The organism is Citrobacter sp. A316 (assembly GCF_002042945.1).
In the GTDB taxonomy this organism is placed as follows: Bacteria; Pseudomonadota; Gammaproteobacteria; order Enterobacterales; family Enterobacteriaceae; genus Citrobacter; species Citrobacter portucalensis.
The window spans coordinates 192442-203943 of the sequence record NZ_MVFZ01000008.1 but is presented as its reverse complement, the minus strand read 5'-3'; the positions used below and the strand labels follow the sequence as shown (position 1 = coordinate 203943).

The 11502-nt window shown below is 54.7% G+C and carries 9 protein-coding genes; 7 read left to right on the top strand and 2 right to left on the bottom strand.

Going from position 1 to position 11502, the window contains the following annotated elements:
- From ygjJ to BZK41_RS12295, 3 genes are all read left to right on the top strand, one after another.
- Window positions 1-701 (top strand): protein YgjJ (gene ygjJ, locus BZK41_RS12305; protein WP_079938310.1); only part of this gene is annotated, 701 nt, incomplete at its 5' end.
- Window positions 702-717: 16 nt separating this feature from the next.
- Window positions 718-3069: an alpha-glucosidase gene (ygjK, locus tag BZK41_RS12300; RefSeq protein WP_079938309.1), complete on the top strand. Its 2352-nt coding sequence runs from the start codon at window positions 718-720 to the stop codon at window positions 3067-3069.
- A 230-nt stretch (window positions 3070-3299) separates the two neighbouring features.
- The gene (locus BZK41_RS12295) at window positions 3300-5318 is read left to right on the top strand and encodes an NADPH-dependent 2,4-dienoyl-CoA reductase (RefSeq protein WP_079938308.1); all 2019 of its coding nucleotides are present in this window, start codon (window positions 3300-3302) and stop codon (window positions 5316-5318) included.
- Window positions 5319-5372: 54 nt separating this feature from the next.
- Here the strand turns inward: BZK41_RS12295 and rlmG are convergent, their stop codons facing one another.
- A complete protein-coding gene (gene rlmG / locus BZK41_RS12290) occupies window positions 5373-6509 on the bottom strand; it encodes a 23S rRNA (guanine(1835)-N(2))-methyltransferase RlmG (protein WP_079938307.1) in 1137 nt (378 codons plus the stop codon).
- 82 nt (window positions 6510-6591) lie between these two features.
- Between rlmG and BZK41_RS12285 the strand changes: the two genes are divergently transcribed.
- From BZK41_RS12285 to sstT, 4 genes are all read left to right on the top strand, one after another.
- On the top strand, window positions 6592-7092 hold the full coding sequence (locus BZK41_RS12285; RefSeq protein WP_016154609.1) for a M48 family metallopeptidase: 501 nt from the start codon (window positions 6592-6594) through the stop codon (window positions 7090-7092).
- Window positions 7093-7164: 72 nt separating this feature from the next.
- Window positions 7165-8163 (top strand): Gfo/Idh/MocA family oxidoreductase, encoded by a 999-nt coding sequence (locus BZK41_RS12280; RefSeq protein WP_079938306.1) that lies wholly within the window; start codon window positions 7165-7167, stop codon window positions 8161-8163.
- Between the two features lie 270 nt (window positions 8164-8433).
- The gene (locus tag BZK41_RS12275; RefSeq protein WP_048216385.1) at window positions 8434-9402 is read left to right on the top strand and encodes a TerC family protein; all 969 of its coding nucleotides are present in this window, start codon (window positions 8434-8436) and stop codon (window positions 9400-9402) included.
- Between the two features lie 242 nt (window positions 9403-9644).
- Window positions 9645-10889 (top strand): serine/threonine transporter SstT, encoded by a 1245-nt coding sequence (sstT, locus tag BZK41_RS12270; RefSeq protein ID WP_079938305.1) that lies wholly within the window; start codon window positions 9645-9647, stop codon window positions 10887-10889.
- A gap of 16 nt (window positions 10890-10905) precedes the next feature.
- On the opposite strand, the gene BZK41_RS12265 is transcribed toward sstT, so the two are convergent.
- Window positions 10906-11460: a YgjV family protein gene (locus tag BZK41_RS12265; RefSeq protein WP_079938304.1), complete on the bottom strand. Its 555-nt coding sequence runs from the start codon at window positions 11458-11460 to the stop codon at window positions 10906-10908.
- Window positions 11461-11502: the final 42 nt, after the last annotated feature.

Here is an 11502-nt window from a genome sequence, read left to right as displayed (position 1 = left end):
ACGGCGGTTATCGTACCAATGATGGAACGGAACTGATGCTCAGCCTGCGCCAGGACTCTTCGCTGGATGACCTGCAATGGTGGGGGGATTTCACTCCAGACCTGGGCTACGTCATTCCCAACACTCGCGACATCATGACCGCCATTAAGGTGCAAAACCTGACCGGTCCTTTGCGCTACAGCGTGACAGCAACGCCCGCCGGACACCACGACGAGAGCAAAGCCTGGCTGCACTTTGGTAAATACGATCGTTACGACGATAAATATACCTATCCGGCCATGATGAACGGCTACATCCAGTACGACCTGACCGAAGGCGTAACCTGGATGAACGGCCTGGAGATAACTGACGGTACCGGACAACTGTTCCTGACCGGCATCCTTTCGCCCAACTTCGCCGCCCGCGCCTGGCACCACACGGGCCGAGCCGACGGACTGGATGTGTCCGGCACCGAAACCGGCTACATGGTCAGCGCGATGTATGAAGCGCTAAAAGGCGTTTACCTCTCCACCGCTTATAGCTACGCCAAACACCGACCGGATCGCGCCGAGGACGAAACCACTTCCTTTATGCAGTTTGGTATCTGGTATGAATACGGCGGCGGCCGTTTCGCTACCGCCTTCGACAGTCGGTTCTATATGCAGAATGCATCCGGCGACCCGAGCGACCAAATCTTCCTGATGCAATATTTCTATTGGTAACAAGGACCGGAATACCATGAACATGAAACCTATTCTTACGCCGCTGGCCTGCATCCTGCTGATGAACTTCTCCGTACATGCCGCCAGTGCTAACGACTTTAAAAACATCATTAATCGCACCGGCGCGCCGGGCTACATGCATGACTACGATCACGACGACCACCAGCGCTTTAATCCCTTTTTCGATCTCGGCGCCTGGCACGGTCATTTGCTCCCGGACGGCCCTGCAACGATGGGTGGTTTTCCAGGCGTGGCGTTGCTGACCGAAGAGTACATCAACTTTATGGCCAATAATTTTGACCGTCTGACGGTGTACCAGCACGGTAAAAAGGTCGATTTCGCGCTTGAGGCCTACAGCATTCCCGGCGCGCTGGTGCAAAAGCTGTCATCCAAGCATGTGCAAATAGAGATGACGCTGCGTTTTGCCAGTCCGCGTACCTCGCTGCTGGAAACCAAAATCACCAGTAATACACCGCTTGATCTGGTATGGGATGGTGAACTGCTGGAGAAACTGGAAGCCAAAGAGGGAAAAGCGCTGTCGGATAAAACCATTGATGGCGAATTTCCTGGCTATCAGCGCAAAATCACCGCCACTCACGATGGCCTGAAAGTCACCTTTAGCAAAGTGCGCTCAACCTGGGATCTGCTCACCTCCGGTGAGTCGGAGTATCAGGTGCATAAATCCGTCTCCATGAAAACCACGGTTAACGGTCATCGCTTCACGGGGAAGGCCCATATCAACGGCTCGACGACTATTTATACTACTTATTCTCACCTGCTTACCGCCGAGGATGTCGCGAAAGAGCAGCCACAGATCCGCGATATTCTGGCGCGCCCGGCCTGGTATCTTGCTGCATCACAAAAGCGCTGGGCAGATTATCTGCAAAAAGGCTTAACCAACCCGGATGCCACAACGGAACAAACCCGGGTCGCGGTAAAAGCGATTGAAACGCTGAACGGTAACTGGCGCTCGCCAGGCGGTGTGGTAAAACACAATACCGTGACGCCATCGGTCACCGGCCGCTGGTTCTCCGGCAACCAAACCTGGCCGTGGGACACCTGGAAGCAAGCCTTCGCCATGGCGCACTTTAACCCGGAGATCGCCAAAGAGAATATTCGCGCCGTCTTTTCATGGCAGGTTAAACCCGGCGACCCGGTTCGCCCACAGGATGCCGGATTCATTCCCGACCTGATTGCCTGGAATCTCAGCCCGGAACGCGGCGGCGACGGTGGTAACTGGAACGAGCGCAACACCAAGCCCAGCCTGGCGGCCTGGTCGGTGATGGAGGTCTACAACGTCACCAAAGACAAGGCCTGGCTCGAAGAGATGTATCCAAAGTTGGTTGCTTATCACGACTGGTGGCTGCGTAACCGCGATCATAACGGCAACGGCGTGCCGGAATACGGCGCTACCCGCGATAAAGCCCACAATACCGACCGCGGCGAAATGTTGTTTACGGTGAAAAAAGGCGACAAGGAAGAAACGCTCTCCGGGCTTAACAACTACGCCACCGTGATCGACAAGGGCCAGTATGACAGCCTGGAGATCCCAGCGCAGGTTGCCGCCTCGTGGGAGTCCGGTCGCGACGATGCGGCAGTCTTTGGTTTTATCGATAAAGATCAACTGGATAAATACGTCGCGGGCGGCGGTAAACGCAGCGACTGGGTGGTGAAATTTGCCGAAAACCGCAGTAAAGACGGTGATTTGCTGGGTTACTCGCTGTTGCAGGAATCAGTCGATCAGGCCAGCTACATGTACAGCGACAACCATTATCTGGCGCAGATGGCGACCCTGCTCGGCAAACATGAAGAGGCGCAACGCTACCGCCAGCTGGCGCAAAAACTCGCGGATTACATCAATACCTGCATGTTCGACCCTGACACCCAATTCTTTTATGACGTCAGGATCGAAGAAACCCCACTGGCAAATGGCTGTGCGGGTAAACCGATCGTCGAACGTGGCAAAGGGCCGGAGGGCTGGTCACCGCTGTTTAACGGCGCGGCAACGCAGTCCCATGCGGACGCGGTGGTTAAGGTGATGCTCGACCCTAAAGAGTTCAACACCTTTGTCCCACTTGGCACGGCGGCGCTAACCAACCCGGCCTTTGGTGCGGATATATATTGGCGCGGGCGCGTCTGGGTGGATCAGTTCTGGTTCGGACTAAAAGGGATGGAACGTTACGGCTATCGCGATGACGCGTTAAAACTGGCGGATACCTTCTTCAGCCACGCCAAAGGCCTCACCGCTGACGGTCCGATTCAGGAAAACTATAACCCATTGACCGGCGCACAGCAGGGCGCACCGAACTTCTCCTGGAGCGCGGCGCATCTCTATATGCTGTATAACGATTTTCTTAAAAAACAGTAATCTGTGACATAACGCCGGATGGAGCTTCGCTTATCCGGCCTACAAAGGACACATTTTCACAGGCCGGATTAGGTGCTTGCGCCGATATCCGGCAAATTCATTCTCCGGCCCCACTCCTTTTTTGAATCCCATCACAATCACGGCATTCCCCTTTTCCCTTTTACGCAGCGACGGCTAAATTATTAACTCATCCGACCACATAACAATAATTTTACATACTGGACACCTTTATGAGCTATCCGTCGCTGTTCGCTCCGCTCGATTTAGGCTTCACCACGCTTAAAAACCGCGTGCTGATGGGTTCAATGCATACCGGACTGGAAGAGTATCCCGATGGTGCAGAACGGCTGGCCGCGTTCTACGCCGAGCGCGCCCGTCACGGTGTGGCTTTGATTGTGAGCGGAGGCATTGCGCCTGCGCTTTCCGGTGTAGGGATGGAAGGCGGCGCGATGCTCAATGACACCAGCCAGCTTGCACACCATCGCGTCATTACCGATGCAGTGCATGATGAAGGCGGCAAAATCGCCCTGCAAATCCTGCACACCGGGCGTTACAGCTACCAGCCGCATCTGGTGGCACCATCTGCAATTCAGGCACCCATTAACCGCTTTACGCCACATGAATTAACACACGATGAAGTGCTGCAGTTGATTGAAGATTTTGCCCACTGCGCACAGTTGGCACGGGAAGCGGGCTACGATGGCGTGGAAGTGATGGGGTCGGAAGGGTATCTCATCAACGAATTCCTGACGCTGCGTACCAACCAGCGCGATGACCAATGGGGCGGTGAGTATGCCAACCGCATGCGTTTTGCCGTTGAGGTGGTGCGAGCGGTACGCCAGCGTGCCGGGAATGACTTTATTATTATCTTCCGCCTGTCGATGCTCGATCTGGTGGAAAACGGCGGAACCTTCGACGAAACCATCCAGCTGGCGCAGGCGATAGAAGCCGCCGGGGCCACCATTATTAACACCGGTATTGGCTGGCATGAGGCGCGTATTCCCACTATCGCAACCCCGGTACCCCGCGGCGCGTTTAGTTGGGTGACGCGTAAGCTGAAAGGGCATGTGACAATCCCACTGGTCACCACCAACCGCATTAACGATCCCCAGGTCGCCGACGACATTCTGGCCCGTGGGGATGCCGATATGGTGTCGATGGCCCGACCGTTCCTCGCCGATGCCGAACTGCTGTCAAAAGCGCAGACCGGACGCGCGGATGAGATCAACACCTGTATCGGCTGTAACCAGGCCTGTCTGGATCAGATCTTCGTCGGCAAAGTCACCTCTTGCCTGGTCAATCCGCGCGCCTGCCATGAAACCAAAATGCCGATCGTTGCGGCAGCTGTGCCGAAAAATCTGGCGGTTGTCGGCGCGGGTCCTGCGGGCCTCGCCTTCGCCATTAATGCCGCAGCGCGCGGGCATCACGTGACGCTGTTTGACGCACATGGCGAGATTGGCGGGCAGTTTAATATCGCCAAACAGATCCCCGGCAAAGAAGAATTCTATGAAACCCTGCGCTACTACCGCCGGATGATCGACGTGACTGGCGTGACGCTGAAGCTGAATCACTTTGTCAGCGCACACGATCTGCACACCTTCGACGAAGTGATCCTTGCCAGCGGGATCGAGCCACGCATGCCGCCGATCGAGGGGATCGATCATCCTAAGGTACTGAGCTATCTCGACGTTCTGCGCGATAAAACGCCGGTGGGTAAACGCGTGGCGATCGTGGGCTGCGGCGGGATCGGTTTTGATACTGCAATGTATCTGAGTCAGCCCGGTGACCCCACCAGCCAGAACATTGCGGAGTTCTGCGTAGAATGGGGGATCGACACCAGCCTGCAACAGCCCGGCGGCTTACGCCCGGAAGGTCCGCACTTATCCCGCAGCCCGCGCCAGATAGTGATGCTGCAGCGCAAAGCCAGCAAACCGGGACAAGGTTTAGGTAAAACGACGGGCTGGATCCATCGCGCCACCCTGCTCTCACGCGGCGTGAAAATGATCCCGGCAGTCAGCTATCAGAAGATTGATGATGATGGGTTACACGTTGTGTTGAACGGCGAACCGGTGATCTTTAACGTGGATAACGTGGTGATTTGCGCCGGACAAGAGCCGCGCCGTGAACTGGTCGATCCGCTGCACGCGGCAGGTAAAACGGTGCATCTGATCGGCGGCTGCGATGTGGCGATGGAACTGGATGCCCGACGCGCTATTGCGCAGGGCACCCGACTGGCGCTGGAAATATAACGTCATGTTTTTCGTGTGCCGGATAAGGCGTTAGCCGCCATCCGGCACACGCAATTAGCGGCGGCGACCGGTTTTGACCGCTTTTAGCACCACGAATTTATTATTGGTAGCGATGGTTTCGCAGTTGCCGAAAATCTTCTTCAGTTTGTGGAAGTAGTCGAGGTGACGGTTAGCCACAATGTACAACTCGCCGTTGATTTTCAGGCAGCGGCGGGCGTGGTGGAACATTTCCCAGGCAATGTTATCCGTCAGCGCATGCTTCTGATGGAACGGTGGGTTGCACAGCACGGCGTTAAAGCGGAAAGGTTCGACGCCAGACAGCGCGTTGTTAATCATAAACTCGCAGCGATCCAACGCTTCAGGCATGTTGCTTTCCACGTTCAAACGGCTTGAAGCCACCGCCATCGGCGATTCATCAACAAATACCACGCTGGCTTCCGGGTTCTTCGCCAGCAGCGTCATACCGATAACACCGTTACCGCAGCCGAGGTCAACAATCTCCCCTTCGAGGTTTTCCGGCAGATGCTCGATAAAAAAGCGCGCGCCGATATCCAGCCCGGTACGGGAGAAGACGTTGGCGTGGTTATGAATAGTCCAGTCGGTACCTTCCAGCTTCCAGCTTAGCGTTTGTGAGGCAGCGGCCAGCTCAGGTTTGCTGAACGTACAGTTGATCAAACGCGCTTTTTTCCACGCCAGCGTCGTGGTGGTTGAACCCAGCACTTTTTCAAACAGTTCCAGCGTCGAGGTATGTACATCACGCGCTTTTGCCCCGGCGATGATGCGCGTTTCTGGCGTTACCACTTCGCGCAGCGCACGCAGTTGCTGCTCCAGCAGCGCCATGGTTTTTGGCAGCTTAATCAGCACCACGCCCGGCGCCTGCGGATAGTCAGCGGTACTGTCGAGGAACTTGACGCTCGACTCGGCAATGTCGTTGTGACGCAGGTTCTCGCGCGTGGCAAGCTCGCTGAGATAGGAGTCGCCAATGCTGTACGGCGTATGTTCCGCCAGCGCACAGCCCAGCGCGCCGAAGGTATCATTCAGGATCAGCACCGGGCCGCTAATCTCGGTATCGTCCAGCTGTTGCAGCAGATATTCATCTGCAGCTTCCCACGCCAGCAGCGGGTTAACGTCATCCGTTTCCGGGAAACGTTTAAGTGACAGCGAACGGAAACCGTTGTCTATGTGGCTCATCGGCCCTCCTGAATGGTAAAATTTCGGCGTATCCCTGAAAAGGGTGCGTGAGTATACACTTTTATGATTTGCGTGGACATGAATGAACCAACTAACTTACCTCCAGGGCTACCCGGAACATTTGCTTTCTCAAGTGAGAACGCTGATTGCTGAGCAACGCCTGGGCGCAGTGCTGGAGAAGCGCTATCCGGGTACGCATGACTTCGCGACCGACAAAGCGCTCTGGCAATATACTCAGGATCTGAAAAATCAGTTTCTGCGTAACGCCCCGCCGCTGAATAAAGTCATGTATGACAGCAAGATCCACGTTCTGAAGAATGCGTTGGGGCTGCATACCGCCGTTTCTCGCGTGCAGGGCGGTAAGCTCAAAGCCAAAGCGGAGATCCGCGTCGCCACCGTGTTTCGCAATGCCCCCGAACCCTTTTTGCGTATGATCGTCGTTCATGAACTGGCGCATCTGAAGGAAAAAGAGCACGACAAAGCGTTTTACCAGCTGTGCTGTCATATGGAGCCTCAGTATCACCAACTGGAGTTCGATACCCGCCTGTGGTTAACGCAACAATCGTTAAAGCAAACTGCGTAGTCGCGCACTGGCTTTGTCTTCAGGGCATGCTAAATTGACGAAAGAATCCCTTTTCGCAGCCTGAAGGCCTTTATGATACGTTTCGCAGTAATTGGCACAAACTGGATCACCCGCCAGTTTGTCGATGCCGCCCATGAAACCGGCAAATATAAGTTAACCGCAGTCTATTCCCGTAGCCTTGAGCAGGCGCAGACCTTCGCCAACGATTACCTTGTCGAACATCTGTTTACCTCACTGGACGCGATGGCACAAAGCGAGGCGATCGACGCCGTCTACATCGCCAGTCCAAACTCTTTGCATTTCCCGCAGACTGAGCTGTTTTTGCGGCACAAAAAGCATGTTATTTGCGAAAAGCCGTTGGCCTCCAACCTGGCGCAAGCTGAAGCCGCTATCACCTGCGCGCGTGAAAATCAGGTCGTGCTGTTTGAAGCGTTTAAAACCGCCTACCTGCCTAACTTCCTGCTGTTACAGCAATCGCTCCCAAAAGTTGGAAAAATCAGGAAAGCGTTTATCAATTACTGCCAGTACTCCTCGCGCTATCAGCGCTATCTGGACGGTGAAAACCCAAACACGTTTAATCCGGCGTTCTCCAATGGCTCGATTATGGATATCGGTTTTTACTGCCTGGCCTCGGCGGTTGCGCTGTGGGGCGAACCGCAGAGCGTTCAGGCCAGCGCCAGCCTGCTGGAAAGCGGCGTAGATGCCCACGGCGTGGTGGTGCTGAATTATGGCGATTTCAGCGTCACGCTCCAGCACTCAAAAGTAAGCGATTCGGTATTAGCCAGTGAAATTCAGGGCGAGTCGGGATCGCTGGTCATTGAGCATATCTCCGAGTGTCAGAAAGTGTGCTTCGTTCCACGTGGAGGGAAAACGCAGGATCTGACGACGCCTCAGCACATCAATACTATGCTGTATGAGGCAGAGGCTTTTGCTCATTTGGTTGAATCCGGCGAAGTGGATCACCCGGCACTGGCCGTCAGCCTTATCACCGCCAAACTGCAAACGGAGATTCGCCGCCAGACCGGCGTGGTTTTCCCGGCAGACGAAGCGGAAACATCGCTGACTGCGTAAAGGTGTGTAAAACGAATGTTGCAGGCCATTGACTGAATGCATGGCCTGTAATATTTTGTAACCCGCAAAGGGGAGTAACTTCGTTGTCGGTTGATCGTCATTACGATGTGTGAAAAACCACATCCGGTCGCCGGGCGATAACAAAGGAATACGCCACCGTATTCCTTTGTTGTTGTAAGTGAGACCTTGCCGAATGGCAAGGTCTATGCATAAAAAGCAGCGGCTAATGCCATTCGGCGTTGGCCGTTTTTTTATGCATGGGGAAATACAATGAATACTGTCGGCACACCGTTGTTATGGGGTGGCTTCGCTGTCGTAGTGGTAATTATGCTGGCCATCGACCTGCTGTTGCAGGGGCGTCGTGGCGCACATACGATGTCAATGAAGCAGGCTGCGGCCTGGTCAATCGTCTGGGTAACGCTGTCGTTACTGTTTAACGCCGCCTTCTGGTGGTACCTGGCAGAAACCCAGGGCCGCGCCGTTGCCGATCCGCAGGCGCTGGCGTTCCTGACCGGCTATCTGATCGAAAAATCACTGGCGGTAGATAACGTCTTTGTCTGGTTGATGCTGTTCAGCTACTTCTCCGTGCCGCCTGCGTTGCAGCGTCGGGTACTGGTGTATGGCGTGCTGGGTGCCATTGTTCTGCGTACGATCATGATCTTCGCCGGCAGCTGGCTTATCACCCAGTTTGAGTGGCTGTTGTACGTGTTCGGCGCGTTCCTGCTGTTTACCGGCGTGAAGATGGCGCTGGCGAAAGAAGATGCCTCCGGTATCGGCGACAGGCCGCTGGTGCGCTGGTTGCGCGGCCATTTGCGCATGACCGATACCATCGAAGATGAAAAGTTCTTCGTGCGTAAAAATGGCCTGCTGTTTGTCACGCCGCTGATGCTGGTGTTGATTCTGGTTGAGCTGAGCGATGTGATTTTTGCCGTCGACAGTATTCCGGCTATCTTTGCCGTTACCACCGACCCGTTCATCGTGCTGACCTCGAACCTGTTTGCTATTTTGGGTCTGCGTGCGATGTACTTCCTGCTGGCGGGCGTGGCGGAGCGTTTCTCCATGCTGAAGTACGGCTTGTCGGTCATTCTGGTGTTTATCGGTATTAAGATGCTGATCGTCGATTTCTACCATATCCCGATCGCTATCTCGTTAGGCGTGGTATTTGGCATTCTGTTTGTGACGCTGGTTGTTAACGCGTGGGTCAACCACCAGCACGATAAAAAGCAGCAAATACAATAAGTTTCATCTGCTAGCTGAAAAGCCCGACAGCACACTGCGTGCGTCGGGCTTTTTGTTTATCATGTCAAAATAATGTTAAGTTAAAGTTATAAAATATGATCTCAACGCGGAATCCGGGATATTTCGCTTCCAGAACCCCGTTCTTTCCTTATACTCAGCCATGCAAACATTTGCCCCATCCAGAAAGATGCGTCAACAGAACGCACAAAGGTAAGGCAACAACACAATGAAAGGATCACGACATGACTACGCAACGTTCATCGGGGCTATTCTCGCGTTTGGCGCAAGGGAGCCTGGTTAAACAAATTTTGATCGGTTTGGTACTGGGGATTTTACTGGCACTGGTGTCAAAACCTGCGGCAGAGGCCGTTGGTTTGCTGGGTACGCTGTTCGTCGGCGCATTAAAAGCCGTCGCGCCAATTTTGGTTCTGATGCTGGTAATGGCTTCTATCGCCAACCACCAGCACGGGCAAAAAACCAATATCCGCCCAATCCTGTTCCTCTACCTGCTCGGAACATTTTCTGCAGCGTTAGCGGCCGTTGTCTTCAGCTTCGCCTTCCCATCCACGCTGCATCTTTCCAGCAGCGCCAGCGATATTGTGCCGCCATCCGGCATTGTTGAAGTGATGCGTAGCCTGCTGATGAGCATGGTTTCTAACCCAATTGATGCCCTGCTGAACGCCAACTATATCGGTATTCTGGTATGGGCCGTTGGTCTGGGCTTTGCGCTGCGCCACGGCAATGAAACGACCAAAAATCTGGTCAATGATATGTCCAACGCCGTCACCTTTATGGTGAAGCTGGTCATTCGTTTCGCGCCAATCGGTATCTTTGGTCTGGTCTCCTCTACGCTGGCAACCACCGGTTTTGCTACGCTCTGGGGCTACGCCCAACTGCTCACCGTTCTGGTAGGCTGTATGCTGCTGGTGGCGTTTGTGGTCAACCCGCTGCTGGTCTTCTGGAAAATTCGCCGTAACCCGTATCCGCTGGTACTGGCCTGTCTGCGTGAAAGTGGCGTGTATGCCTTCTTTACCCGCAGTTCCGCGGCAAACATTCCGGTGAACATGGCGCTGTGTGAGAAGCTGAATCTGGATCGTGATACCTATTCGGTGTCTATCCCGCTGGGCGCCACCATCAATATGGCTGGCGCGGCGATCACCATTACCGTACTGACGCTGGCGGCGGTGAATACACTGGGTATTCCGGTTGATTTACCAACGGCGCTGTTACTGAGCGTGGTGGCTTCGCTGTGTGCCTGCGGTGCATCGGGCGTGGCGGGCGGTTCTCTGCTGCTGATCCCGCTGGCATGTAATATGTTCGGTATCCCGAATGACATCGCCATGCAGGTGGTAGCCGTTGGCTTTATCATCGGCGTATTGCAGGATTCCTGTGAAACGGCGCTGAACTCTTCTACAGACGTCCTGTTTACCGCTGCGGCCTGCCAGGCTGAGGACGAACGTCTGGCAAATAGCGCCCTGCGCGGCTAATCGCTGTTCCCCTCCGTCATCGGGCGGAGGGGTTCTTTTCTTGTACGCTTTTTTCAATTTTGAACGGATCAATTCCGCGTTTTTGCATCCGCCGGAAGCGAATAATATTCAGGCCGTTCATCACCAGAAAACTCCCTTCGATCATCGTCCCGCCAATCGATCCCAGCCAGAAATTATGGATAACCCAACAGGCGGTTGCACACCACATTACGCAGCGTACGGTTAATCCCTGGCAGCGGAACAGCGCCCAGGTGCTGGCCAGCGTGCCGACTATCGGCAACAGCTCCATCGCATGCTGTAATTTCGCCAGTCCGAGAACCAGGGTGAGGATAATAAAAGCGGCCATCACCCACAGTTTGCGGGTATGCATCGAGACGAGTGTGCGGATGGTATTAAGCTCGGCGCTCATTCCCGCAGGCCAGGCGCCCATCAGGAAAAAATGTACCCCAATGGTGGCGCTATAGACAGCGAGTTGCAGCCGGAACCGGCGCTCATCGCGATTGAAAAAGGTGGTAATACCGATCAGAAAGGCGATGACACCTACGCCCTGGGCCAGCCAATACGCGGTCATGCAAGCAACCCCAATTCTATCTCGTAGGCCGGATAAGGCGAG

What these genes read in the sequence shown, in the direction of transcription:
- ygjK (WP_079938309.1), top strand. Translation starts at nt 718, where the DNA reads ATGAACATGAAACCTATTCTTACGCCGCTGGCCTGCATCCTGCTGATG.
- sstT (WP_079938305.1), top strand. Translation starts at nt 9,645, where the DNA reads ATGACTACGCAACGTTCATCGGGGCTATTCTCGCGTTTGGCGCAAGGG.
- BZK41_RS12265 (WP_079938304.1), bottom strand. Translation starts at nt 11,460, where the DNA reads ATGACCGCGTATTGGCTGGCCCAGGGCGTAGGTGTCATCGCCTTTCTG.
- BZK41_RS12295 (WP_079938308.1), top strand. Translation starts at nt 3,300, where the DNA reads ATGAGCTATCCGTCGCTGTTCGCTCCGCTCGATTTAGGCTTCACCACG.
- BZK41_RS12275 (WP_048216385.1), top strand. Translation starts at nt 8,434, where the DNA reads ATGAATACTGTCGGCACACCGTTGTTATGGGGTGGCTTCGCTGTCGTA.
- rlmG (WP_079938307.1), bottom strand. Translation starts at nt 6,509, where the DNA reads ATGAGCCACATAGACAACGGTTTCCGTTCGCTGTCACTTAAACGTTTC.
- BZK41_RS12280 (WP_079938306.1), top strand. Translation starts at nt 7,165, where the DNA reads ATGATACGTTTCGCAGTAATTGGCACAAACTGGATCACCCGCCAGTTT.
- BZK41_RS12285 (WP_016154609.1), top strand. Translation starts at nt 6,592, where the DNA reads ATGAACCAACTAACTTACCTCCAGGGCTACCCGGAACATTTGCTTTCT.